The 25687-nt window shown below is 65.1% G+C and carries 23 protein-coding genes; 13 read left to right on the top strand and 10 right to left on the bottom strand.

Going from position 1 to position 25687, the window contains the following annotated elements; translation table 11 throughout:
• Positions 1-15: 15 nt before the first annotated feature.
• The 7 genes from RBB42_RS03525 to RBB42_RS03555 all read right to left on the bottom strand — a co-directional run bounded on the left by RBB42_RS03525 (position 16) and on the right by RBB42_RS03555 (position 8742).
• Positions 16-1464, bottom strand: a complete 1449-nt coding sequence (locus tag RBB42_RS03525) for a hypothetical protein (RefSeq protein WP_305968130.1) — start codon at positions 1462-1464, stop codon at positions 16-18.
• A 3-nt stretch (positions 1465-1467) separates the two neighbouring features.
• Positions 1468-3294, bottom strand: coding sequence for a caspase family protein (locus RBB42_RS03530; protein ID WP_305968131.1), 1827 nt, complete (start codon positions 3292-3294; stop codon positions 1468-1470).
• A 22-nt stretch (positions 3295-3316) separates the two neighbouring features.
• Positions 3317-4000, bottom strand: a complete 684-nt coding sequence (locus RBB42_RS03535) for an OmpA family protein (RefSeq protein ID WP_305968132.1) — start codon at positions 3998-4000, stop codon at positions 3317-3319.
• 33 nt (positions 4001-4033) lie between these two features.
• Complete coding sequence (locus RBB42_RS03540; protein ID WP_305968133.1) at positions 4034-4975, bottom strand: trypsin-like serine peptidase; 942 nt, start codon at positions 4973-4975, stop codon at positions 4034-4036.
• A gap of 71 nt (positions 4976-5046) precedes the next feature.
• Positions 5047-6030, bottom strand: coding sequence for a hypothetical protein (locus RBB42_RS03545; protein WP_305968134.1), 984 nt, complete (start codon positions 6028-6030; stop codon positions 5047-5049).
• A 64-nt stretch (positions 6031-6094) separates the two neighbouring features.
• Positions 6095-7009: an OmpA family protein gene (locus RBB42_RS03550; RefSeq protein WP_305968135.1), complete on the bottom strand. Its 915-nt coding sequence runs from the start codon at positions 7007-7009 to the stop codon at positions 6095-6097.
• Between the two features lie 230 nt (positions 7010-7239).
• Positions 7240-8742: a CHAD domain-containing protein gene (locus tag RBB42_RS03555; RefSeq protein ID WP_305968136.1), complete on the bottom strand. Its 1503-nt coding sequence runs from the start codon at positions 8740-8742 to the stop codon at positions 7240-7242.
• A gap of 273 nt (positions 8743-9015) precedes the next feature.
• Between RBB42_RS03555 and RBB42_RS03560 the strand changes: the two genes are divergently transcribed.
• The 7 genes from RBB42_RS03560 to RBB42_RS03590 all read left to right on the top strand — a co-directional run bounded on the left by RBB42_RS03560 (position 9016) and on the right by RBB42_RS03590 (position 16453).
• Positions 9016-9534, top strand: coding sequence for a DinB family protein (locus RBB42_RS03560; protein ID WP_305968137.1), 519 nt, complete (start codon positions 9016-9018; stop codon positions 9532-9534).
• Between the two features lie 102 nt (positions 9535-9636).
• Entirely contained in the window at positions 9637-10632 is a 996-nt protein-coding gene (acuI, locus tag RBB42_RS03565; RefSeq protein ID WP_305968138.1) for an acryloyl-CoA reductase, read from the top strand.
• Positions 10629-11045: an HIT family protein gene (locus tag RBB42_RS03570; protein ID WP_305968139.1), complete on the top strand. Its 417-nt coding sequence runs from the start codon at positions 10629-10631 to the stop codon at positions 11043-11045. The genes acuI and RBB42_RS03570 overlap by 4 nt, the downstream gene beginning before the upstream one ends.
• 280 nt (positions 11046-11325) lie before the next feature.
• Positions 11326-11739 (top strand): universal stress protein, encoded by a 414-nt coding sequence (locus tag RBB42_RS03575; RefSeq protein ID WP_305968140.1) that lies wholly within the window; start codon positions 11326-11328, stop codon positions 11737-11739.
• 63 nt (positions 11740-11802) lie between these two features.
• Positions 11803-13632 (top strand): BCCT family transporter, encoded by a 1830-nt coding sequence (locus tag RBB42_RS03580; RefSeq protein ID WP_305968141.1) that lies wholly within the window; start codon positions 11803-11805, stop codon positions 13630-13632.
• 134 nt (positions 13633-13766) lie between these two features.
• A complete protein-coding gene (locus RBB42_RS03585; RefSeq protein WP_305968142.1) occupies positions 13767-14966 on the top strand; it encodes an aminotransferase class V-fold PLP-dependent enzyme in 1200 nt (399 codons plus the stop codon).
• Positions 14967-15031: 65 nt separating this feature from the next.
• The gene (locus RBB42_RS03590) at positions 15032-16453 is read left to right on the top strand and encodes a cryptochrome/photolyase family protein (RefSeq protein WP_305968143.1); all 1422 of its coding nucleotides are present in this window, start codon (positions 15032-15034) and stop codon (positions 16451-16453) included.
• Between the two features lie 16 nt (positions 16454-16469).
• On the opposite strand, the gene RBB42_RS03595 is transcribed toward RBB42_RS03590, so the two are convergent.
• Positions 16470-16871, bottom strand: coding sequence for a hypothetical protein (locus RBB42_RS03595; RefSeq protein WP_305968144.1), 402 nt, complete (start codon positions 16869-16871; stop codon positions 16470-16472).
• Between the two features lie 145 nt (positions 16872-17016).
• Here RBB42_RS03595 and RBB42_RS03600 point away from each other — a divergent pair, with 145 nt between their 5' ends.
• The 6 genes from RBB42_RS03600 (at position 17017) to RBB42_RS03625 (ending at position 24225) form a co-directional block, all read left to right on the top strand.
• Positions 17017-18222, top strand: a complete 1206-nt coding sequence (locus tag RBB42_RS03600) for an SAM-dependent methyltransferase (RefSeq protein ID WP_305968145.1) — start codon at positions 17017-17019, stop codon at positions 18220-18222.
• Positions 18223-18225: 3 nt separating this feature from the next.
• Positions 18226-18666, top strand: coding sequence for a TrgA family protein (locus RBB42_RS03605; RefSeq protein ID WP_305968146.1), 441 nt, complete (start codon positions 18226-18228; stop codon positions 18664-18666).
• Between the two features lie 2 nt (positions 18667-18668).
• Entirely contained in the window at positions 18669-19805 is a 1137-nt protein-coding gene (locus RBB42_RS03610; protein WP_305968147.1) for a gamma-glutamylcyclotransferase, read from the top strand.
• A gap of 228 nt (positions 19806-20033) precedes the next feature.
• Positions 20034-21068, top strand: a complete 1035-nt coding sequence (locus RBB42_RS03615) for a cysteine synthase A (RefSeq protein ID WP_305968148.1) — start codon at positions 20034-20036, stop codon at positions 21066-21068.
• Positions 21069-21088: 20 nt separating this feature from the next.
• Positions 21089-23509 carry a DUF3772 domain-containing protein gene (locus tag RBB42_RS03620; RefSeq protein ID WP_305968149.1) on the top strand — a complete coding sequence of 807 codons (2421 nt, stop codon included), beginning with the start codon at positions 21089-21091 and terminating at the stop codon, positions 23507-23509.
• Positions 23506-24225 (top strand): alanyl-tRNA editing protein, encoded by a 720-nt coding sequence (locus tag RBB42_RS03625; protein ID WP_305968150.1) that lies wholly within the window; start codon positions 23506-23508, stop codon positions 24223-24225. The genes RBB42_RS03620 and RBB42_RS03625 overlap by 4 nt, the downstream gene beginning before the upstream one ends.
• Positions 24226-24346: 121 nt before the next feature.
• Here the strand turns inward: RBB42_RS03625 and RBB42_RS03630 are convergent, their stop codons facing one another.
• Positions 24347-24760, bottom strand: coding sequence for a Fur family transcriptional regulator (locus RBB42_RS03630; RefSeq protein ID WP_305968151.1), 414 nt, complete (start codon positions 24758-24760; stop codon positions 24347-24349).
• The gene (locus RBB42_RS03635; RefSeq protein WP_305968152.1) at positions 24757-25683 is read right to left on the bottom strand and encodes a DMT family transporter; all 927 of its coding nucleotides are present in this window, start codon (positions 25681-25683) and stop codon (positions 24757-24759) included. Before RBB42_RS03635 ends, RBB42_RS03630 begins: the two co-directional genes overlap by 4 nt.
• Positions 25684-25687 lie beyond the last annotated feature (4 nt).

The following is a 25687-nucleotide window of genomic DNA, read 5'->3' on the forward strand; positions in this document are numbered from 1 at the left end:
CGTTTTCCGTCGGGCTCATTTCTTGCGGGTGCCGTCGATGATGCGGACGCGGGTTGCGGCGCCTGCAAGTGGCCCCGCATCGTGCAGGATCGCCAGCAAGGCCAGGCGGTCGGCCGGGGCAAGCCGCGCGCCATCCAGTCCCTGCAAGGCCTGCACCAGGTCGGCGGGCAACACGGGGTAGATCAGGCAGCCCAGCAGAGTCTCCGCCGGTGGCCCCATCGCGGGCCAGTAGACACGGTTTCCGCCGGGCAGCGGTGGCAGGTCGTCCGGCAGGATGAGCCGTTGACCGGCGGCAAGGCGCAGGTCAGGGGCGTAGTCGGCGGGCAAGACGATGTAGAACTGGCCGTGTTCATCCAGCGACAGGCAAAGCAATACCCCGGCCCGGTCTGTCCTCAAGGTCAGCCGCATCAGGCTGTCGGTGCACTCGGTCGGCACGCGGGCTGGGTCCGTGGCGCGGCAGATCGGGTAGTGCCCGTCCCGTCCGCCGGAGGCCGTCAGGGACAGATGGCCATTGCCGATCGCTGTCAGTGTTTCCGCGATGCCGTCCAACCTGGTGCCCTGCACGGTGGCGGTCGGGTCGAGCAACGCGCGCAGATGCGCCGGCATCCGCAGCGAGGACAGGTCCAGCGTGCGCGAGGCCCGCAATGCACCGTCCTGCGACAGTCGCAATACCAGTTGAAAGCGGTTGCGGTCGATCGGCCGGACGGTCCCGCCAAGGTAGTAGCCGGTGGCGGGCACCGGACCGCGCCGTACGCGGGCCGGCGGCGCATCGCGCAGCAGGGCGGTGACGGAATTGGCTGTGTCCAACCAGGCCTCGACCGCCATATCGGCCAAGGCCCGACCGAGGGGCGTTTCAAGCCCCGAGGTCTCGTTCGCGAAGGCGCCGACCGTGATCTCGGCCCGCGCGTCAGGCAGCATGTCCAGGAACTGGCGGATGGCGGCGCTGATGGCGGCGCGCGGGTCGCCTCCGGCCTGGCCTGTCAGCCCGGTCAGCGGCCTGTCCGAGGTCTTGACGATCACCCGCCCGTCGCTGAGATCGACCAGCGTGAGCCGCAGGGTCACGTCGCCGGCAACGATGCCGGTTTCCCCGACCAGCACGAAATCCGCCTCTTGCCGCAGGGTGGACTGCACGGTCTCTTGCCAGGCGGCAGTGCCCTGTCGGTTCAGCACCAGGGCCAGCGAGGCGCGCAATTCGGCACTTCCGGCCAGGATGTGCGGTTTGGCGGGCCAGTCTGCACACATCTCCTGCGCGGCGCGGCTCATGATTGCCTCGACCTGCGGCACGGGCAGGGGTGTTTCCGAGGCCAGCGGCGCCGCAAGCGCTATGCTGGCGCCTGCCGGGATCTGCCCCTCTGCCATGCGGCAGAGCTCCGCGCCCAACGCGGTTTCTGCCTGCGCCAATGCGGGGCGGGGCAGGGCCAAGGTCAGCGAGAGAAGGGCGGACAGGAGGGCAAGGCGCAACATGGGTCAGTCTTCCGTGACATATTCCGCCAGCACGTTGTCCTCGCTCCCGGGCAACAGGCTGGGTGATTGGCGCAGGTCCTGCTGGGCCAGTCTCTCGTCGATATGAGCGCGCAATTCCGACAGGCGAATACGCCCGTCTCCGTCGGCATCCGCCGCCCCGCGCAGCCCCTCCAGCGTGTAATAGCTGAAGGCGCCCTGTTGCTTGTCATCCAGCCAGTGGGCGAACTGCGGCGTGCCGAAATCGGTCGCGGTCAGAACCGAAACGCGCGCCTTTTCCTGCGGCGGCGCTATCGCGACCCCAAAGGCGCCCGAGACGCCGGGCACCAGGCTGCCCTGCGTCGACAGGCCGGAAAAGCAGGCGTCCAGCAGGACAGTGACTGATTTCACCGGCAGGGTTTCCAACTGGCGGATCAACATGTCCAGCGGGTAGGCGCCAAAGCCCGGTTCGGCGGCGGGTACGTCAACGGGCAGAAGGTAGCCGCTGGGCAGGCCCTCTTCGTGGAAGACAGGGACACCGTGACCCGAGTAGATGACCACGATCTCATCGACGAACCGCGCGCGGCGGGCCAGCCGCCCGTCCGGTACATCATCTGTCCCGAACCAGCGCGCCATGCCGATCGAGGTCAGGTCCTTCTCGATGATGATGTTGTCCTGCGGGACACGCAGGATATCGCGGAAATAGCGGGCAAAGGCATCGGCGTCGTTATGGGCATAGGCGACAGGAGGCGCCTCGGCATAGCTGCGGTTGCCGATGATCAGGACCAGCGTTTCGGGCCGGGCGACGGCCACGGTGACGGGGGCCTTTGGAGCGGGTCGAGGTGCCGCGATCACCGGCTGGCGTTCGGGCAGATCGGGCCAGTGCGTCTCTGGCAGTGACCACAAGCGCACCGTGCCGTCCCAGCTGGCGGTCAACAGGCTGCGTCCGTCAGGGGCAAAATCAACCGCGTCGATCGAGGCTCCGTGGCCGTCGAAGACCAGCAGTTCCTCGCCCGTCTCGACATTCCAGAGATAGGCCTTGCGGTTCCATTCCCCGGTCAGCGCCAGCGCGCCATCCGGGCTGAGATCGACAGCGCGGATCGCGGCCTCGTGACCGGGAAACCGTCGCAGGACCTTGCCGGTGTCCACTTCCCAGAGGATCGCGCTCTTGTCCCAGCTGCCTGTGATCGCTTCCTTGCCTTCGGGGCCAAAGGCCACAGAGAGGATCAGCGCCTCGTGCCCGTCAAGGCGGCGGATCTCCTCGCCGCTGGCCATGTGCCAGAGCCGGGCGGTGCGATCGGTGCTGCCGGTCAGCAGGTGTGTTCCGTCCGGGCTGATCGCAAGCGAGGTGATGGCCTCCCCGTGGCCGGCAAAGGTCCGCAGCTCGGCGCCGCTGCGCAGATCCCAGAGCCGGGCGATGCCGTCATTGCCGCCGGTCACCGCCTGCCGTCCGTTGGGGCTGTAGGCGGCAGAGGTGAACCGCCCGCCATCCTGCGTCAGCTTCAGCACCTCCTGGCCCGTGGACAGGTCCCAGACCCGCGCCGTGCCATCCGCGCTGGCGGTCAGCGCGCGGGTGCCATCGGGGCTGAAGGCGACGCCGCTGACCCGGTGTTCGTGACCTTCGAGGATCGCCAGACCGTGCTGGGTCGAGACTTCCCAGAGCTCGGCGGTGAAATCGGCGCTGCCCGTCAGGACATGCCGCCCGTCCGGGCTGAAGACGGCGGCGTCGATGGCGCCCTGGTGACCGGTCAGCACGGTCGAGGTCGGGTCGTCGGCCCAGAGTGGGCCGGTCGGGCCAAGCGCGGTCAAGGCAATCGCAAGGGCGAACCGGGGCAGGGGCGGGGTGCGTCGCATGTTGGTGGCTATCCTGTATGTCTCACCAGGTGATGGTGATGTTGCCGTCCTTGTCCTTTTGCAGCGTACCGGGCAGGGGCTGTTCGGGCGGCGCAACCGGCTCGACGCTTTCGGCAGGCGGCGGAGCCGTCGGCGCGGCTTTGGGGGCGTTCGCCTCTGGTCTTGCGGGCAGCAGCAGCGTCACCTCGACCCTTCGGTTGATTGCGGCGGTCGGGCTGCCCGGCGTCTTGAGCCGCGTCTCGCCAAAGCCCACGGTCACCAGGCGTTGCGGGTCGATTGGGAAATGTTCGACAAGGAAGCGCGCGACGCTTTCGGCGCGGCGTTCCGACAGCCAGAGATTGTAGGCGTCATCGCCCGAAGTGTCCGTGTGGCCCGCGATCAGGTAATGGTGCGGGCGCAGCGCCGAGGAGGCCAGCGCGTGCCCGAGCGCCGCCAGGTCCTCACGCGCGCGCCAGGTCAGCTCGTAGCTGTCGAGCGCGAAGTAGACCTGCAGGTCGATGCTGTGCTGAGGCACCACCCAGACCGTGCGTCCGCCGATCTGCACACCGCGTGCGGCCTCCTCTGCCGGGGCGGTGCTTTCCTGCTGGACCGGCGCCAGAGAGGTGATGATCTTCTGGATGTCCTCGGCTTGGTCTGCCTGCGCGGGGATGGCCGTCGCAATGGCCAAGCCCAGTCCGGAGAGCCATTTGGGGGCTTTGAGGTTCATGGGTTTTCTCCCTTCGATATGGCGGCGCGGGCGTCAGTTGCCGCGCAGGATGTCGGTGACGCCGCCGGAACTTGGCCCGTCGCCTGCCGGGGCGGGATGGCTTTCCACGGGCAGGGTGGCGGCGGGGTTGACGGGCGTTGCGACGGGTGTTGCCGCAGGCGCGGCGCCGGTGATCTCGCGCAGCAGGCCGGACTGTTGCAGGATCGCGCTCAACCGGGTGCTCCTGTTGAAGCTGCGGTCGTCATTTGGCGTCATGCCGCCGGAATGGTGCAGCGCGACGGGGCGCAGTTCACGGTCGAAGAGGATCGAACCGGAACTGCCGGGCTGGGTGTCGCAGCGGTGGCGCAGGATGGGGCCGTCGTCCTGTTCGCGCAGGGCGAAACAGCGGAACCGCGTCATGACCTGTGGGCGGCCCAGCGGGTGATGGATCACCATGAGCGGATCGCCCGGATCGACGACGACACCCTCGATCAACAAGGGCAGGATATTCTGCGGCATGTCGGTCATCCGCACGAGGCTGAAATCCAGCACCGAATGCCAGTCAGCGGGATCGACGGAGAGATTGTAGCGTCGCGTGTCCCTGTCCCCCTGCACGAGGTAGCCGGTCAGGATCGAGGCGGCGAGCAGTTTGTGCGCACCGTCCTCGGGAATGCAGTGATGGTTGGTCAGGACCCAGCCACCGGGCAGGATCGCGCCGGTGCAGGTGACGAGGTCCCGCCCGCCACGGTCATTCTGTTCCAGCAGGTCGACGCGGCCGATGGCACCGGCCAGACGGCGGATCGGATCATCGGCGGGCAGTTCGCGGATCGGCTCGAACGCGCCGTCCTGTGCCGCGATATAGGCGCTGGCATTGCCGGTGCTTTCCAGGAAGACGAGATCGGTCTTGCCGTAGTCATCGGCGGAAAAGGTCGCCACCTGGGCCAGTGCCGGCGTCGTGGCCAGCGACAGTGCAAGGGCGCATGCGAGACGGAACATCCTGTGGGTCTTTCGATCTGCGGGAAATTGGGATGCGCCGAGGCACGGCGCATCCCTTTCGGCGACTGGGATCAACGGTTGCCCATCAACCCGATCTTTTGGATCTCGAAGCGGTTGCCCGACATCGCGATCCGGGCCTGAACGCCCATCGACTCGGCCATCAGGCGCAGGTTGCGGTTGAGCCGCGCCACGTCCGAGCAGGTTTCGTACCAGTAGTCCGCAGTGGTCATGGTCACGCGCACAGGGCGGTGGTGGTCATATCCCTTGAAGCCGGCCAGGTAGCCCTCGATCAGGGTCATTTCCTGCGGCTGGAACCCGGTGAAGGCCAGCGTGTAGGCGGTGGTCAGGCCGGTGCAGCCCGCGGGCGCCGGGACGACCGGCTGCTGCGCGACGGGAGGAGTCACGACAACCGGCTGCTGCGGCACGGGCTGTGGGCTGGCAGGCGAAAGCACGTCGAGTTTGGTGGCCAGGACGCGGCCCACCTCGGCGCCGATGGTCTTGGCCTCTTTGCCCACATGTTCCAGAACGCAGTCGCGGTTGCAGACACGCGGCAGCGAAGCGACCGGGATTTCGCCCGCGCCGGGGCCAAAGGCGACCTCGAAGTTGCCGAGGCTCTGCATGGTCTGAGCGTGCAGCATGCGGCCCGTGACCCGGATGCGCAGATCCAGCACGTCGGGGATATAGGGGTTCTGGTCGGCCGAGGCGTAGATCTGGATCGGCAGGATCACGTCGATCGGCACGTTGGGAACGCGCTGGGCCAAGGCGATCAGTTCGGCATCCGACCGGCGCACCCGGTTTGGATCGGTAAAGCCCATGATGACGCCGGTCTGGTCGTAGACGCGAAAGCCCATTGTCTGCATCTCGGTGATGACGGCGCGCAGCACGCGTTCGAACACGCGCGAATTGCCGGGCACCGTGTCCAGATCTGCGTCTTCGGGCACGGGCAGGATGTTGGGCTGGTCTCCGGCGTGGCTCGGAGCCGGAGCAAGGGAGAGCGCCAGAACAAGCGCAAGGCTCGCGAAGGCGCCCATCAGGGTCGTGGTCAGGGTTTTCATGTAGGGACTCCTCCAATGTGGTCCGGATTCCGCGCCGCGCCCGGAAAGGCGTGGCGCCAATTGTTCAGTGAAGAACGATGATGCGGCCGTCGGGCTGGACGATCACGCGGCCGGAGACCGGTAAGGCCGGGTCGCAGTCGATGCCCGGTTCGGGCGAGAAATCGTCGAGGTCCAGCGCCTTGCCGTCCGGGCTGACGACACCGGCGGGGCAGGGCGGCAGCGGCGGAACATATTGCGCGCCGGTCCGGGGCGGAAGCACAGGTTGTGGTGACGGCTGCTTGTGCAGGTCGCTGGTCTGTGGCGCCGGTTGCGGCATGGGAACGGGTTGCGGGACCACCGGCTGCACCCTGTCGATCAGCGTGATCTCGACCCGCCGGTTTTCGGCGGCATAGGGATCGGCGGGATTGCGCGGATAGCGCTCGCCCCAGCCGACCACCTCCAACCGCCACGAGGGTATCGAGTGATGACGCATCAGGTAGCGCTTGACCGCCCAGGCCCGGCGATAGGACAGGTCGACGTTGTAATCGTCCGGCCCGCGTGCATCTGTGTGACCGGCGATCAGGTAGCGGTTGTTCATCAACTGCGCCGACTGCAGCGCCTGGCCGATCAGGTCCAGGTCTCGCCGCGCGGGCGGCGTCAGGAAGGCGCTGTCATGGGCGAAATACACCGTCACGTCCAAGCTGTAGCCGTAGTTCAGGACGATGGGCCGCCGATCGATGATGATGGTCGTGGGCCGCCCCAGGATCACCGGCGGCAGGAACACATCCGGCAGGGAGTGCGTGACCACGGGTGGCGCTGCTGTCGGTGGTGTGGCGGGCTGACCGGCCATCGGCGCCAGCGACTTGATGATCGCGGTGACGCTGTCGGCCCGCGAGGTGTCCAGTTGCAGGGTTTCGGTATTGGTTTGCGCATGGGCCGCGGAAAAAGCTCCGACCGCGACGGCAAACAGAATGGATAGTCGTTTTCGGGTCTTGTGCATGTCGTCTCCCCCACGGCAATGCGTTGGACACCCGTCAAGGAAACCGTCTGATACTCGTACTGCACTGAAACCTGGGTGCCTGTGAGGTCAGCCTGTGCCAATCGGGACAGGGCGACCTTGAGGGAGATCAAGAAGCATGCGAATTTTGGAATATTGATGTGGTCTGGGCGGTTTCGGCCGAAGGCTCAGCTTCTGAGGCCGCCCAGCCGCCCGGGCGGCCGATATGGCAGCTACGGGGCCAGCAGCGCCTTGAACCCGGCGCGGGTCTCTGGCGCGTCGAAGGCGGCAAAGGTCTGCATGACACGGGCGCGTTCGGCATCCTGCCGCTGGTGCAGAACGGTGGTCAGCGCCCCTATGCTGCGGGCGATTTCCAGCTGACCATCATGATCGGTGTCCGTCAGCCTGCCGATGACGGCGGACAGGGCCTCCTGCTGGACGACGCTGTCGTTGAAATCGCCCAGGTTGTCCTGAAGTTTCTTCAGCGCCTTGATGAGGCGTTTCATCTCTGACTTGCCAAAGAGCGGGGCAAAGAACTCCATCAGGTAGCGCAGTTTCTTGCACTGGATGCGCAACTGGTGGATTTCCGCGTCCGGTGTGTCCGCGTCTATCGCACTCGCGATCTTGCGAACCCTGCGATAGCGTTTCCGGATCAGGCGCTGAGCGTAGTCCCTGGCGGGGTGATCAGCCTCGTCTCCCTGGGCCAGACGCTCTTGCGGATTGGCAAAGAGATCCTGCAGGGCCGTAATCTCGGCGGCGTATGTCTCGCTACGGAGATGGAGGCAGAGCGCGTCATGGGCGGCATGGCGTTCCTTTGTGAAATGGTCGAACAGGAGGCCGACGCCGGGGCGCAGGCTCTCGGGAACCATTTGAATGTAGCGGGGGCGTTCGATCAGGTAGACGTCCAGGTCACGCAGGGGACCCGTGACAGACATAAGGGCCGAAAACCGCGCCTTGAGGTCCGCGACCTGTTCGGGGCTGTAGACGCCCTTGAACAAGGACAGGACAGAGCGGATCTTGCGCAGGGCGACACGGTAGTCATGCACGAACTCGCTGTCGTGATCGGCGATGATGCCCGGTTCGTTGGCGCGGGCAACAGGCAGGTGCGCGGCGATGATCGCCGAAGCCGCGTCAAAGGCCGGCGTGTCCGGCGAGAACGGGACATCCGGTTTGGGCTGATAGGCGGTCACGCCGGGGGCAAGTGTTTCGAGCGCCTCGCGCGGTGTACAGAGGGACGGCGCGGATCGCAGGTGTTTCAGGATCCGCTTGTAGTGGCCTTTCTGGCCGGACAGGGGGCGCAGCCTTATCAGGCTGACCTGGCGTCCGTCCTCCGCTGTCAGGAGGCGAAGATGGCCGTGACACATGAGCTTGTCCTTGGCGTCGCGCAGGGCAACGTCCTGTGCCCCCATCTCTGCCGCAACAAGCTCGAGGAGTTTGCGCAGCGGCGATATGTTTTCGGCAAGAATGCCGGTCACGGCACCTCTTGGCATCTCGTCGATGAAGCCGTGCTGCGCGCTGTCCTGCCGAGTCTCGGTTCCACTAGCGTCCAGCAGTGTCAGGGTGTCCTCCGCCGCTACAAGAAGCATCCCGCCATGCGCCAGTTCCGTGTCGAAGGTGTCGGCCAGCACGGCTGGTGCCCGTGTTTCGTGGCCGAGGGCCGAGACGCGGCAATCACGGGCCAGCGTGGCGCGGAGATCGCCCTGGAACAGCAGGGTTTTCGGTTCGATCTTGCTCATCGCGCCCCGGTGGTCTGGTTGTGGGTTTTGTCGGTTGCTCTTGTGGTGGACAGACTGACACAGAAGCGCGTCCTGGTGAACGGGGGGCTGCGCCAGGGTTCAGAATTGCGGTCGATGTGTCTAGGTCTGCGCAGCGGGCCGTTTCTGGGGCTTTATCGGATTGCCCTTGCCCGCGGCCTCTGCAAACCTCTGCAGCGGGGCGACCGACGACGCGTGCCCCGGCTTTGGGCACCCGGATTGGATTGCGGTGGTCGGGAGAAAGGAACCTGGTGGATGATGATCTCGCCCGAATACTGCCTTGTCATGGCGCGCTACAACGCCTGGCAGAACCGGCAGGTGAAACATGCCTTCGTAGCGTTGGACGAGGCAGAGCTGGGCCGGGACCGCAAGGCGTTTTTCGGGTCGATCCTCGGGACGGCGAACCACCTGCTGTGGGGCGACATGATCTGGATGTCGCGCCTTGCCGGCACCGCGCGCCCCGAAGGCGGGATCAAGGAAAGCCCGAGGTTGACCGCCTCACGGAGTGAATGGGAAATCGCCCGCTTTCGCACGGATGCCGAGATCCTGCTTTGGGCGGAACGGCTGCGGGCGGTGGATCTGGCGGGGGAACTGTCGTGGTACTCCGGCGCGATTGGGTGCAACGTGTCGAAACCCATGTCGCTCTGTGTGACGCATATGTTCAACCACCAGACCCATCATCGCGGCCAGGTTCACGCCATGCTGACCGCAGCCGGTGTCGCGGCACCGGTGAGCGATCTGGCTTTCATGCCGGAAGAGGGCCCCTGGCTGTGACGGGCGGGCCGGACGGACGCTGTTTCGCCTGACGGCGAAAGACGCCCCGCCCGCCGTCCCGCAGGGGTCGTGCGAAACGAGAAACAGGGAAGGGAGTGACCCATGTTCAAGGCGCTGGTTGTCGACAAGGACGAAGAGAGCGGCAAGACCTCTGCTGCGGTTCGGGAGATCGGTCCGCAAGACCTGCCCCATGCCGAGGTGACGGTGGCGGTGGAATATTCGACCGTCAACTACAAGGACGGGCTGTGCATCGGGCCGGGCGGCGGGCTGGTCCGCAAGTACCCGCATGTGCCGGGTATCGATTTCGCGGGCACGGTCGAAGAGTCGTCGGACGATCGCTACAAGCCGGGTGACAAGGTCGTTCTGACCGGCTGGCGTGTCGGAGAGGCGCGTTGGGGCGGCTATGCGCAAAAGGCGCGGGTCAAGGCCGACTGGCTGGTGCCGCTGCCCGAGGGGCTGGACACGCGCGCGGCGATGGCAGTCGGCACCGCCGGGCTGACCGCCATGCTGGCGGTCCTTGCGCTGGAGGATCACGGGCTGGAGCCGGGTCACGGGCCGGTCCTGGTGACGGGCGCCGCGGGCGGCGTGGGTTCTGTTGCGACAGCGATCCTGGCGCGGCTGGGCCACGAAGTGGCCGCTGTCACCGGGCGACCCGAACAGGAAGAGTACCTGCGCGGCCTTGGCGCGACGCAGATCGTCCCACGCGAAGACTTGTCCGAAGTCACCCGCAAGCCGCTGGAAAGCGAGCTATGGGCAGGCTGTGTCGATGCGGTGGCGGGCGCCATGCTGGGCCGGGTGCTGAAACAGATGAAATACGGCACATCCGTCGCGGCCATCGGCCTTGCCGGGGGCGCGGCGATCGAAGGGGCGCTCATCACGCCCTTCATCCTTCGGGGTGTCAACCTTTTGGGGATCGACAGCGTGATGCAGCCCTATGACAACCGCGTCCGGGCCTGGCAGCGGATTGCGCGCGATCTGCCGATGGACAAGCTGGAGACAATGGTTCAGCCTGCGACCCTGTCGGATCTTCCGCACCTGGGCCGCGACATTCTCGAGGGCCAGGTCAAGGGACGCGTAGTGGTGGACGTGAACGCATGAACTATGACGAACAGAACATCTTTGCCAAGATCCTGCGGGACGAGATCCCCTCGACCCGGATCTACGAGGACGCGGAAACGCTGTGCTTCATGGACATCTTTCCGCGGGCCGACGGTCATTGCCTGGTGATCCCGAAGACACCCTGCCGCAACCTCCTCGACGCCTCTGGCGAGCAAATGGCCAGCGTCATGGCGACGACGCAGAAGGTGGCAAATGCCGCGATGTCGGCGCTGGGCGCGGATGGGATCACTGTCCAGCAGTTCAACGAGGGGCCGGGCGGGCAGGAGGTCTTTCACCTGCATTTCCACATCCTGCCGCGGTGGGAAGGTGTCGCGTTGCGGCCTCCCGGTCAGCAAGGCGACATGGCGCAGATCGCGGAAATCGCCGGGAAACTGCGCAAGGCCCTGAATTGAAGCGTATGCCATGAGCCGCGCACGCCTGGGCTTGCGCTGCCCGTTCCAGCCCCGCCTCCGGATTTCGGTGGCGGGGCTAATTTTCTGATTTGGAAACGTTTTTTCGACCGCGAATGTCGCTTTTGCTCCGTCGAGTGTCTTGATGATTTGTCCTCACCTGTGTTTCCGGGTTAGGCTTTGGAGGTCGAGACGCCGTGCAGGTTGTCATGGACGTGCAAGTGCCGGATGGCCGTTCCGCTCAGAACGCGCGCTTCCGGCAAAAAATCAAAGGGAGTGGGACGTGTTCAAACGGATCATGGTGCCGGTCGACCTCAAGCACATAGATCGCCTTGAAAAGGCGCTCGGATGTGCGGCCGATCTGGCACGACACTACGATGCCAAGGTGATCTACGTGGGCGTCGCGGCGGCGACGCCCAGTTCGATCGCCCATTCGCCGGCGGAATTCGCCGAGAAACTCAAGCAATTCGCCGAGGCGCAGGCTGGGGCGCATGGGGTGTCGACCGAACCCCACGCGGTCACCAGCCACGACCCGGCGATCGATCTGGACCCGACGCTGTTGAAGGCGGTGGACGAGACAAAGGCCGACCTGGTGATCATGGCGAGCCATATCCCGAACATCACCGACTACATCTGGCCATCGAACGGCGGTACGGTGGCAGGCCATGCCAAGGTCTCTGTCATGGTGGTGCGCTAACGGCGAACAATTGGCGCGCAACTGCCAATCATCCAAGGAAACGCAACTACATGGAGGCCTCACATGGCTGACACCTCAGACGATCAGGGCATACCGGAGCCGGAAGGCGTCTCGGACCTGATCGATACCGATTACGAGATCGGACAGGACAACATCGAAACGCAGATCGGACCTTTCGGTCTGGACATTCACAATCCGGTTTTCCTGATTTCCGGGCTGTCGATCATCGCTTTCGTCTTTTACACTCTCGCTTTGCCGGAACAGGCAGGCGACCTCTTCAGCTGGCTCTTCGGCGCCGTCACCAAGGGCTTTGACTGGTTCTTCCTCGGCGCGGCCAACTTATTTGTGCTGTTCTGCCTGCTGTTGATCGTGCTGCCCGTGGGCAGCGTGCGGCTTGGCGGCCAGGACGCGACCCCGGATTACGGCTATGTCGGCTGGTTCGCGATGCTCTTTGCCGCCGGCATGGGCATCGGCCTGATGTTCTACGGCGTGTCCGAGCCGATGAGCCACTTCTCATCGTCGTCAGGTGGGGCCTACCACAACGTGAGCTTCGCCGGAGAGGTGCCGGAAGAAGGGCCCCCTGCCGGGTTCGAAAGCCGCGAGGCCTTTGACGCGGCAGTCGGCCTGACCAATCCCGATCCGGCGGCGCTGGCCGCTGCGCTGGACGAAGCGGTTCCGGCCGATCAGCGCGATGCCTTCACCGTGTCGCCGAACCGTGCGGACTGGGCACCGCTGGGCGGCGCAGCAGCGGATGAGCAGGAGGCCGTGCGCCTCGCCTTTGCGGCGACGATCTTTCACTGGGGTCTGCACCCTTGGGCGATCTACGCCATCGTGGCCCTGGCGCTTGCACTCTTCTCCTACAACAAGGGCTTGCCGCTGACGTTGCGTTCGGCGTTCTACCCGCTCCTGGGGGATCGCGTCTGGGGATGGTGGGGCCACATCATCGACACGCTGGCGGTCTTTGCCACGCTCTTCGGTCTGGCGACCTCGCTTGGCTTTGGCGCGACACAGGCAAACGCGGGACTGAACGAACTGTTTGGCATCCCCGTCGGTTCGGCCACAGAAGTGGTCCTGATCACCGCGATCACCGCCGTGGCGCTGGTCTCGGTGGTGCGTGGCCTCGACGGTGGGGTCAAGGTCCTGTCCGAGATCAACATGGGCCTGGCTTTCCTGCTGCTGGTCTTCGTTCTGCTGACCGGGCCGACGATCCTGTTGCTCACTGGGTTTGTCGATTACCTCGTTGCCTACATCGAGTACCTGCCGGCCCTTTCCAACCCGATGACCCAGACGATTGCAGGCGAGTCCGGTCGGGGCGATGTCAACTTCAGCCAGGGTTGGACCTCGTTCTACTGGGCGTGGTGGATCTCCTGGTCGCCCTTCGTCGGCATGTTCATCGCGCGCGTCAGCCGTGGCCGTACCGTGCGCGAGTTCATCATCTGCGTTCTGCTGATCCCCTCGCTGGTCTGCGTGCTGTGGATGAGCGTCTTTGGCGGCACCGCAGTGAACCAGGTGGTGGCTGACGGCTATACAGCCGCGCAGAGCGCTTCGCTGGAACTCAAGCTGTTCAAGATGCTGGACGAACTGCCGCTGGCAGCCATCACCTCCTTCATCGGGATCGTGCTGGTGATCGTGTTCTTCGTCACCTCCTCCGACTCCGGTTCGCTGGTGATCGACACGATCACGGCGGGTGGCAAGGTCGATGCGCCGGTGCCGCAGCGTGTGTTCTGGTGCATCTTCGAGGGGGCGGTCGCCATCGTGCTGCTGCTCTCTGCGGGCGGCCTGTCGTCGCTGCAGTCGATGGTGATCTCCACGGGTCTGCCGTTCACGGTGGTCCTGCTGGTGATGTGCTTTGCCATCTGGAAGGGCCTGCTGGCCGAGCGGAAGGCGCTCTGAGCACCCTTCGCCATGCATGACAGGAAAGGCCCCGGCGGTGACGCCGGGGCCTTTTCCGTTTCTCGTGGCGGCATGGGTTGACGCGGCACGCCACAAGCGCATTGTCTCCGCCACGCAAGAGCGATTGGGGTGACATGCTGGATATCGATTTCGTGCGGGCGCAGTTTCCCGCCTTTGCCCAACCCGCCCTGCAGGGGCAGGCCTTCTTTGAAAACGCCGGGGGTTCCTATGCCTGCCAGCAGGTGATCGACCGGCTGGCGCGGTTTTATACCGAACGCAAGGTGCAGCCCTATGGCCCCTTTGCCGCCAGTGCGGCGGCGGGCGCCGAGATGGACGAGGCCCGCAGCCGGTTGGCCGCGCTTCTGGGGATCGACACCGACGAGCTGAGCTTTGGCCCCTCGACCACCCAGAACACCTACGTCCTTGCGCGCGCCTTCCGGCAGTTCATGCAATCCGGAGAGGCGATCGTCGTCACCAACCAGGACCACGAGGCAAATTCAGGGCCTTGGCGGCGGCTGGAGGCCGAAGGCATCGAGATCCGTGAATGGAAGATCGACCCGGACACGGGGCACCTCGATCCTGAGGCGCTGGAGCCGCTACTGGACGAGAAGGTGCGGCTGGTCTGTTTTCCGCATTGCTCCAACGTCGTCGGAGAGATCAACCCGGTGACGGAAATCACCGCCCGCGCCCATGCGGCGGGGGCCTTTGTCTGCGTCGACGGGGTCAGCTATGCCTCGCATGGCTTTCCGGATGTGGGCGAGCTGGGGCCGGACATCTACCTGTTTTCCAGCTACAAGACCTATGGACCGCACCAGGGGATCATGGTGATCCGCCGTACACTGGCCGAGGCGTTGCCGAACCAGGCGCATTTTTTCAACGGCGATGTGCTGACCAAGAAGTTCACGCCCGCGGGGCCAGATCATGCCCAGGTGGCAGCCTGCGCAGGCATGGCGGATTACGTCGAGGCGTTGGCGACGCATCACGGCTGCACCGCGCATGACCTGCATGACCTGATGCGCGGGCATGAAACGCGGTTGCTGCAGCCTCTGCTGGACGCGGTTTCGGGGCGCAACGGTATCCGCCTGCTAGGGCCGCGCGACGCGACCAACCGCGCGCCGACAGTGGCCTTGGCCCTGCCAGGTCCGGCAGAAGCCGCGGCCGCAGAATTGGCCAAGCACGGGATCATGGCCGGGGGCAGCGATTTCTACGCGGTGCGCCCCTTGCAGGCGATGGGGATCGACCCGGCGCGCGGGGTTTTGCGCCTGTCCTTCGTCCATTACACCAGCGAGGAAGAGGTGGCCAAGCTGATCGAGGCGCTCGACGCGGTTCTCTGATCCTGGGGTTGCCCTTTGGCGGTTCGCGCTATGTCGCATCCGGCAAGCCAGTGAAGGAGCGCGCCTTGTCCGACACCTCTCCTGTCCTCCTTTGGATCCGGCGCGACTTGCGCCTGTCCGATCATCCGGCACTGGATGCCGCCTGCAAGGCCGGGCGTCCGGTGATCCCGGTCGTGATCCGCGATGCGGTGATGGATGGCTTGGGCGCCGCGCCGAAATGGCGGATGGGACTCGGCATCGATCACCTTGCACAACGGCTGGAGGACAAGGGGTCGCGGCTGGTGCTGCGGTCGGGCGATCCGGTCAAGGTGCTGAGGGCTCTGGTGGAGGAAACCGGGGCAGGGGCGGTCTACTGGATGCGGGCCTATGACCCGGCCAGCGTGGATCGCGACAAGGCCGTGAAATCCGCGCTGCAGGAAACCGGTATCGAGGCCACCAGCTTTGCCGGACACCTGATGTTCGAACCCTGGACCGTCGAGACGAAACAGGGCGGTTTTTACAAGGTCTTTACCCCGTTCTGGAAGGCGGTTCGGGGGCTGGATGTGGCAGCGCCTCTGCCGACGCCGGGCCGGATCCCGGCGCCGGATACATGGCCCAAGGGCGAAGACCTGCAGGATTGGACTCTGGGCGCGGCCATGCGGCGCGGCGCGGATGTGGTGCGCCCCTGGGTACAACTGGGCGAAGACGCCGCGCAGGGCAGGCTGGGGGCCTTCATTGCCGAGAAGGTGACCGCCTATGGCGAGACCCGCGATCTCCCATGGACCGACGGCACCTCTTGCCTGAGCGAGAACCTTGCCTTGGGCGAAATCACCCCGCACCAATGTTGGCACGCCGGGCGGCGTGCGATGGAGGATGGCAAGAAGGGCGCCGAGACCTTTCTCAAGGAACTGGTCTGGCGCGAATTCGCCTACCACCTGATGTGGCACACGCCACACCTGCTGGAGAGCAACTGGCGCGAGGAATGGGAGGCCTTTCCCTGGAACGAGGATGAGTCCCGCCCCGAGGTCATCGCCTGGAAGCAAGGGCGCACGGGCATTCCCTTTGTGGATGCGGGCATGCGTGAGATGTACGTTACAGGACGGATGCACAACCGTGCCCGGATGATCGTCGCCTCTTACCTGACCAAGCACCTGCTGACGCATTGGAAGATCGGAATGCGCTGGTTCGAGGATTGCCTGATCGACTGGGATCCGGCGTCGAACGCGATGGGCTGGCAATGGTCGGCCGGGTCCGGGCCGGATGCCACGCCCTATTTCCGGGTCTTCAATCCCGTCACCCAGCGCGACAAGTTCGATCCGAAGAGAAAATACATCGACCGCTGGATCGCGGAAGGCCGCAGACACCCGTCCGAAGAGGCGTTGAGCTATTTCGATGCCGTTCCGGTCAGTTGGGGGCTATCGAATGATGACCGCTATCCCGATCCTGTGGTGGCGGTTGACGAAGGGCGCAAACGCGCCCTCGCGGCCTACGAAAACCGCGGGTTCTGACGCGGTGCCGGGTGTCTCAGTTTGTCACGCCGCCCATGCGGTCCATTTTGACCCAGCCGCTGGAATTGCCGGCATAGGCGATCTTGCAGACTGGCTTGGCATCGGAACATGTCTCGACATAGCCGCCCTCGCCAGGGGCGAGCGTGCCCACCTTCTGCGTGAACTCGACATCGCTGTAGACCGCGATGGGCAGGGCGGACATGTTGAAGTAGGGGATGTCGCGCGCCACGTTGCGTTCCCAGGATCCACCGGAAACCGGCTTGGGCTGCACTTCGCGGACGGGTTCGGACAGGGTCATGGCGGGTCGCGCCTGCGGAGCTTTGGTCTCTCCCTTGTCGAGGCCGACCATACTCATCATCTTGCCGCATCCAGAGGCTGCGAGGACCATGAGGCACACCACCACCAATTGATTCTTCATCTGTCATCTCCCGTTTTGAGGGAACGTATCGCTCCGGACTGATACCAGAAAACACCATGTTGAAGAAAATCCAAAGCACAAATCCTTGCCACAGGTGGTTTGGGCCATAAACTTCGGTAAGATATCGGCTTCTCGAAAGAAACTTATGCTATTGACAGACATCCAGGGGCAGGCGGGGTTGCCCCGGTATTTCGCGCGGGTCTTCGACATGGCCCGTGGTATGGGCTGCGGCCGGCTGGATTTCGTGCTGGTTGACGGGCGCGTGTTTCGCGCCGAGGGACGTGTGCCTAGCCCGGTTGCCGAATTGCACCTGCACCACGACGATATCTTTGCCCGCCTGATCCGCGAAGGCGACCTCGGGTTTTGCGAGGCCTATCTTGACGGCTGGTGGTCCACCCCGGACCTGATGGCCTTCCTGGGCCTCGTGCATGCCAACGAAGAGATGTTTGACGGCTATCCCGGCGGCGGGGTGGTACGCATGTGGGAGCGGTTCCGGTTCTGGCTGCAATCGAATTCCAAGCGGCAGGCGAAAAAGAACATCGCCCACCATTATGACCTGGGAAACGATTTCTACGGCCTGTGGCTGGACGATACGATGACCTATTCCTCGGCCCTGTTCCGCACCGGGCAGGAGAGCCTGGAAAAAGCGCAAGAGTTGAAGTACGCCTCGATGATCGACCAGATGGGGGCACAGCCCGGCGATCATGTTCTGGAAATCGGCTGCGGCTGGGGCGGCTTCGCCGAGTACGCCGCCAAGGAGCGCGGACTGCGCGTGACCGGGCTGACCATCAGCCAGGAGCAGTATGTCTATGCGCGTGAACGGATCGCCAAGGCCGGTCTGTCTGACCGCGTGGAATTGAAATTGCAGGATTACCGGGATGAGCGCGGCCGCTATGACGGCATTGCCTCGATCGAGATGTTCGAGGCCGTGGGCGAGAAATACTGGCCCACCTATTTCGAGACCGTGCAGGCGCGCCTCAAGCCCGGCGGCCACGCCACGCTGCAGATCATCACAGTGCAGCACAAGCGGTGGGAGATCTATCGCCGGGGTGTGGACTTCATCCAGAAATACATCTTTCCCGGCGGTATGCTGCCCTCTCCCGAGGTGCTGCGCGCCGAGGTCGAGCGTGCCGGCATGCAGGTGGTGCGCAGCCTGGAATTCGGCGAGAGCTATTCCCAGACCCTGCGCCGCTGGCACGAGACCTTCAACGACCGCTGGGACGAGATTGCCGAAATGGGGTTCGATGCGCGGTTTCGCCGGATGTGGAATTTCTACCTGGCCTCTTGCGCGGCGACCTTTCACAGCGGTAACTGTGACGTGACCCAGATCACCATCGCAAAGCCCGCCTGACTGATGCCCAACGCCGCGAAACTGATTGCCGCCCTTGGCCTCGCGGCGCTGGGTTGGATCGTCTCGGACATGATCAAGCCGCTGGTGCCCTTCAGCGTCAATTTCGGCTGGTTCAACTACGTCAACGCAGCGATCGGTGTGCTGGTCGGCTGGCTTTTCCTTGGACCCCGCTCGGGGCAGGGCATCACATCGGCGATCAACAACGGTATCACCGCCGCCATTGTCATGGTGATCGTGGGCCTGTTCGTGCAGGGCGTGAACGAGATGGTGCGCTTGTCCTTCGCCCGCCGTTACGACTCGCCTTTCGAGGCCATAGCGGCGATTTTCGAGATCAGCCTGGACTACGGGATGATCCTTCTCGACATGCAGGTGGTCCTGGCGCTGCTGGTCGGCGGTATCGTCGCCGCGCTTTTTGCCGAGACCATGGGCAGACGCTGGAGTTAATCTTGTCAGACCTGTTTTTTTACGGAACGCTGCGGCACCTGCCGTTGCTGGAACTGGTTTTGGGCCATGCGCCCGAGGTCGAACCGGCGCAATTGCCGGATCATGCGGTGCTCTGGGCCGATGGACAGGCCTTTCCGATGATCGTGGCCCAGCCGGGCGCGCGGGCCGAAGGGGTGCTGTTGCGCGGGGTCAGCGACGCGGACCGCGCAGCGCTGGATTACTACGAGGGCGGCTTTGCCTACGAGTTGCGCCCCGTGACGGTCGATACCGCGGCGGGCCCTTGTGCGGCAGAGGTCTTTTTCCCTGTATCGGAGGGCCGCTGGCAACCGGGGGCGCCCTGGTCGCTGGACGATTGGCTGGACCGCTGGGGCGGGGTGACAATGCGCGCCGCGCGGGAGGTCTTGGACCGGCGCGGTGCCTACGCAGCGCAAGAGGTGGCGGGGATGTTGCCTTTCTTTCGCGCGCGGGCCTGGGCCAATGAAATCGCGGCAGAGGGCGCGCCACAGACGCTGCGCCGGGCAAGCGGTCTGGAGGATATCGATTACCAGGGGCTGCGCGGGCAGCCCTTTCGCGGTTTTTTCCGGATCGATCCGTTCCGCCTGCGCTATCGCCGGTTTGACGGCGAGTGGAGCGCGCCGCTGGAACGGGAGTGCTTCATTGCTTTCGACGTTGCCCTTGTGCTGCCCTACGACCCGGTGCTGGACAAGGTGCTGCTGATCGAACAGATGCGCTTTGGCCCGATCCACCGGGGCGACCCGGCCCCCTGGGTGCTGGAGGCCGTGGCCGGCGTCGTCGACGCGGGCGAAAGCCCCGAGGAGGCGGCCCGGCGCGAGACCATCGAGGAAGCCGGGCTGGAGGTGAGCGCCCTGCTGCCGGCCTGCAAGGGCTATGCCTCACCCGGGTACACGACGGAATTCTACCACGCGTTCGTGGGGCTTTGTGACCTGTCCGGTCGTGAAAAGGGGATCGGCGGGCTGGACGAAGAGCACGAGGACATCCGCAGCCATGTCGTTACCTTGGATCACGCGATGGAGTTGATCGAGACCGGCGAGATCAACGCCTTGCCGCTGGCGATGCTGGTCAACTGGGTTGCGGCACGGCGGAGCGACCTGCGCGCGGGGCAGGCTGCACAAGCGTGAGGACACGGGGAGTGGCCCGGATTCAACGGGTTACAGGGGGAAATTGCGGAGGCCTGTCTTCGGCTGGTTGCCATGCTCTGTCCTCGGTTCCAGCCGCGCGCCTTTGGTGTGCCGCCAGCCATGGCCCCGGCGCCGACTGGCGCGGCTGTGATCAGCGCGCCGCTGCGTCTTGAGTTCCCCCGACCTCGGCCCTACACCAATGGGAACACGTTTCGGAAAGGACACGTCATGCGCAAATCGCAGGACCTCGCACAGGCTGTCGGGCAGACGCCGCTGATCAAGCTTCGCAAGGCATCGGAGCTGACTGGGTGCGAGATCTGGGGCAAGGCGGAATTCATGAACCCGGGCCAGTCGGTCAAGGATCGCGCGGCGCTCTACATCATCAAGGACGCCATCGCGAAGGGCCAGCTTGCGCCGGGCGGCACCATCGTCGAAGGCACCGCCGGCAACACCGGGATCGGCCTGGCGCTGGTGGGCGCCTCGATGGGGTTCAGGACCGTCATCGTCATGCCAGAGACGCAGAGCCAGGAAAAGAAGGACATGCTGCGTCTCGCAGGGGCCGAGTTGGTGCTGGTCCCCGCCGCTCCCTACAAGAACCCCAACAACTATGTCCGCTACTCCGGCCGGCTGGCCGAGAAGCTGGCCGCGAGCGAGCCCAACGGTGCGATCTGGGCCAACCAGTTCGACAACGTGGCCAATCGCCAGGCCCATATCGAGACCACCGGCCCGGAAATCTGGGAACAGACGGGCGGCAAGGTCGATGGCTTCGTTTGCGCGGTGGGCTCTGGCGGGACGGCCGCGGGCGTCGGCATGGCGCTGCAGCCCAAGGGCGTGAAATGCGGGATCGTCGATCCGATGGGGTCGGGCATCTACAGTCTCTACAAAGACGGCGAGGCCAAGCCCGAGGGCAGCTCGATTTCCGAAGGGATCGGCCAGGGGCGGATCACCGCCAACCTCGAGGGGTTCAAGCCCGATTTCCTGACCCAGGTCAGCGATGAAGAGGCCCTGCCCATCGTGTTTGACCTGCTGGCCGAAGAGGGCCTGTGCATGGGGGGATCGACGGGCATCAACGTTGCCGGCGCGATCCACATGGCCCGCGAGATGGGGCCGGGGCACACGATTGTCACCGTGCTTTGCGACTATGGCACGCGCTACCAGTCCAAGCTGTTCAACCCGGATTTCCTGCGCGACAAGGGCCTGCCGACCCCGCCCTGGATGACGCGTGGACCGTCCAGCATTCCCGGTGTATTCGAGGACGCATGACCTCTACCTCCCGTTTCTTGATGCGGGCGCTGACTGCGCTCGCCCTGTCGCTTTTCCTGTGGACAACCGCGGCGCTGGCCCAGCAGGCCATCACGCCCGACTATTCCGCATGGGACACAATCGCCACCCGTGCCGAGTCCATGATCGACGCCGAGCGGGCCTCTGATGACCGGCTAGAGACGCTGCGCGCGCAGGTGGCTGACTGGCGTGAGCAATTCCTGGCCGCGCAGAACGCCAATGCCTCGCGTATCCAGACCCTGGAGGCCCAGCTCAACGCGCTCGGCCCTGAACCGGAAGACGGTACCGAGACGGCTGAAATCTCGGAACAGCGGGCGCTGCTGAACCAGCAACTTGCCCAGCAGCGGGCGCCGGTCCTGAGGGCCGAGGCCGCCTATTCCCGCGCCGACGCTATCATCGGTGGGATCGACCGGATCATTCGGGAACGACAGGCTGACGAGCTGCTGGAATTCGGGCCGTCACCGCTGAACCCGGTGCACTGGCCCGGGGCTCTTCAGAATGTCCAGACCACCTTTGTCACGCTTTGGCAGGAGATCGTGCAGAACGTCAGCACCCCTGCCAACCGCCGGGCGGCGCTGCAGAATGCACCCAGCGTGCTGTTGTATCTGGTGATCGGCATCATGCTGATCGCGCGGGGCCAGTACTGGGCGCGCGCCGGCGTCGACAAGCTGCGCGCAGGCACGCGGCGCGGCACCGGGGTGTTCAGGTTCCTCGTCTCTCTCGGGCATATCCTGTTGCCCTACCTGGGGGTTGTCGCCCTGTTGCAGGGTGTTGCCGCAACGGGTTTCGCCATCGATGAATGGAACGTGCTGCTGAACAAGCTGCCGCTCTGGGCGGCGATGCTGTTCGGCATCCGCTGGCTGGCAGACCAGGCTTTCAACAAGGATGACGAGGTGGCGGCGCTGCCGCTCCCGGCAGAGGAACGGCCCAAGGCGCGGCGCCTGTCGAACCTGCTGGCCGTGCTCTACGTCCTCGAATCTCTGGTCGCCACGCTGATCGAGCTGGACGGCTATTCGCCTGAGACCACGGCCGTGGTGCAATTCCCGGTCCTTGTTCTGGCGGGCTTTCTGCTGTTCCGCCTTGGCCGCTTGCGCAACGACGCGGCAATGGTCGGGTCCGAGGCGGCCCGCGACGAAGGCGCCGGGGATTTCCGCCTGCGCTTTGCCAAGCTGCTGGGCCGGATCACCCAGATCGTGGGTGTCGTCGGCCCGATCATGGCGGCCATCGGCTATTTCAAGGTGGGCGAGGCGCTGGTTTACCCGACCATCGCGACCCTGGCCCTTGTCGGCCTGGTCATCGTTCTGCAGCGTTTCATCAACAACCTGTACGAACTGATCCTGGGCCGCCAGCCGGACCACTCCGAGAGCTTGCTGCCGGTGCTGGCAGGATTCGTCCTGTCGCTGGCCGCGCTGCCTCTGCTGGCGCTGATCTGGGGCGCACGCGTGGCCGACCTGACAGAGATCTGGGCCCGCGCGCAGGAGGGGATTTCCCTGGGCGACACCCGCATCTCGCCGACCTCGATCATCGTGGTGGTGCTGGTCTTTGCCGCTGGCTACATGCTGACCCGGCTGATGCAGGGGGCGCTGCGCTCCTCCGTCCTGCCCAAGACCAAGATGGATCAGGGTGCGCAAAACGCCATCGTCTCCGGCGTGGGCTATGTCGGTGTCTTCCTGGCGGTCATCATCGCGGTGACGGCCGGGGGGCTGGACCTGTCCTCGCTTGCGATTGTCGCCGGTGCGCTGTCCGTCGGTATCGGTTTCGGCCTGCAGAACATCGTGTCGAACTTCGTTTCCGGGATCATCCTTCTGATCGAACGCCCCATCGGCGAAGGAGACTGGATCGAGGTCAACGGCACCCATGGGATCGTCAAGGACATCTCTGTCCGCTCGACCCGGCTGGAGACTTTCGACCGCTACGACATGATCATCCCGAATGCGGATCTGGTTTCCGGAACGGTATCGAACTACACCCGTGGCAATTCCCTGGGCCGGATCATCATCGACGTGGGCGTGGCCTACGGCACCGATACGCGCAAGGCCGAGCGTATCCTGCTGAACGTCGCGCGTCAGCACGACATGGTCCTGATGAACCCGGCGCCGGCGGTCGATTTCATGGGCTTTGGTGCGGACTCGCTGGATTTCCGTATCCGGGCGATCCTGTTCGACGTCGGGCAGGGCCTGGCGGTCAAGACAGAGATGCGCCACCAGATCGTCGAGGAATTCGCCCGCGAGGGTATCGAGATTCCCTTTGCGCAGCGCGATCTTTGGTTGCGCAATCCTGAGGTTCTGGCCGATGCGGTCGAAAGCCGCTGGACCGCATCGCAGGACCGGAATGCTCAATCGGGACAGCACCGTCCGTCAGAGCGCAAGTCCAACGCCGTCATGGGGGATGAACGTGTGGACGACGACGGAGAAGATGCATGAGCGAGGATCTGCTCTACCAAGAGGACCCTTACCTGCGCGATGCCCCCGCCGAGGTCGTGTCCCTGACCGACGAGGGTGGCATCGTGTTGTCGCGGTCTCTCTTCTATCCGACCGGCGGTGGCCAACCCGGCGACAGTGGCTGGCTGGAATGGGATGGCCGCACGCTGGAGATCGCGACCGCGGTCAAGGGCGAGGGGGGCACCTCTGTGCTTGTGCCCGCCGAACCGGCGAAATTGCCGGCGGTCGGGACGAAGCTCGTGCAGATGCTGGACTGGGAAAGGCGCCACAAGCACATGCGCATTCATACCGCGCTGCATCTCTTGAGCGTGGTGATCCCCTTGCCGGTGACAGGCGGGCAGATCGGGGCCGGGACCGGGCGTCTTGATTTCAAGATGCCCGAACCGCCACAGGACCGCGACGCGGTGGAAGAGGCCTTGAACCGCCTGGTGGACCGCGACCTGGAAGTGACGGAGGGCTGGATCACCGAGGCGGAACTGGACGCACGACCTGAACTGGTCAAGACGATGTCCGTGCAGCCTCCGCGCGGTGCGGGCCGGATCCGGCTGGTCCGGATCGGGTCGGGCAGCGAGCAGGTGGACCTTCAGCCCTGCGGTGGCACACATGTCGCGCGCACCGGGGAGATCGGCGCACTGAAGCTGGGCAAGATCGAGAACAAGGGAAAGCAGAACCGGCGCGTGGCCATCGCACTGGCGTGATTGCGCGGGTGCGCGGTTGCGGAAATGACCGCTTCAGCGCGTTTCCATCTGTCTTTGGTCCGGTTGTCGGCGGCCCCCGGCCGCACCAGATCCCAGATCGGCGGGCCGGGGCGGGGCGCCGTCAGCGTTTCTTGATCGGCACGCCGTATAGCTCCATGCGGTGCCCTTTGAGCCGGTAGCCCAGCTTTTCCGCGATCTTCTCCTGCAGAGCCTCGATCTCCGGGTCGACGAACTCGATCACCTCACCACTGCTGAGGTCGATCAGGTGATCGTGGTGTTCGCGTTCCGCGTCTTCGTACCGGGCACGGCCATCGCCGAAATCCACCCTTTCGAGGATCCCGGCCTCTTCGAACAGTTTGACCGTGCGGTAGACCGTGGCAATCGAGATATTGGGATCGCGCGCCGAAGCGCGGGCATAGAGATCTTCCACGTCCGGGTGATCCGTTGCGCGTTCCAGCACCTCGGCGATGGTCCGGCGCTGGTCGGTCATGCGCAGGCCCTTGGCGGTGCAGCGGTCTGAAATGCTATCGGTCATGGGCCCGGAGTCGTTGGTCTGGCGCCCGTTTTAGGCAATGCGGCGGGCGAGGCCAAGCCTCGAACGCGGCGCGCACGTGCGACGTAGACGGCCAGAGTGATGATGACCACGGCGCCTCCCAGCAGCATGCGGCGCGAGGGGGCCTCGCCAGTGCCGAGCCAGACCCAGAGCGGGGCAAGCACGGTTTCCAGAAGCAGAAGCAGGCTGACATTGGCGGCGGCGGTGTGACGGGACGCCTGGCTGAGGGCGAAAAAGGAGAGCGGGAGCACGAGGATGCTGGCCACGAGGATCGCCCAGAGCGTTCCTTGCGCCATTTCTCCGGGGCCGGTGACCACCCAGCCAACCGTGCCGGCGATCAGCGCGCCGAGGCCGATGGCCAGCAGCAGCGGCATGTCCGGATTGTAGCGCAGGGTGACGAAATTGAGCGCCAGAGCAAAGGCCACGCCAAGACCACAGGCAGCGCCCGTCAGCGCGGCCGCGTCCAGCGCCGCCGCGCCCTTGTCGGTCACCGCGATCGCCAACCCGCCCAGCACCAGCACGATGGCGGTCCATGTGGCGCGCGAGGTCGCCTCGCCATGCAGGAGGCGTGCCAGCAGAGCGGACCAGACCGGAACCGTCGCCACGCCCAGGAGGACCGGTGCCACAGGCGACACCGCGATACCCACCGGGAACAGCATGGCGTTCACTGCGTGGCAGGCGATCACCATCAGCGCGGCCGGCGCGACAACACTATTCAGGTCGGCTCGGTGGGTCCGGCTGGTCAGGGTCCAGGCGGCGAAAAAGATGATCGCCATGCAGATCCCGCGCCAGCCCAGCATCTGGAATCCGGACATGCCCGACAGGCGCATCAGCAGAGCGTCGGGCGTCAGGATCAGCGCCCCGGCCAGCGCAAGGCCGAGGCCGAAGGCCGGGGAACGTGTCATGGAT

The organism is Mameliella sp. MMSF_3455 (genome assembly GCF_030733205.1).
Taxonomy (GTDB): domain Bacteria; phylum Pseudomonadota; class Alphaproteobacteria; order Rhodobacterales; family Rhodobacteraceae; genus Antarctobacter.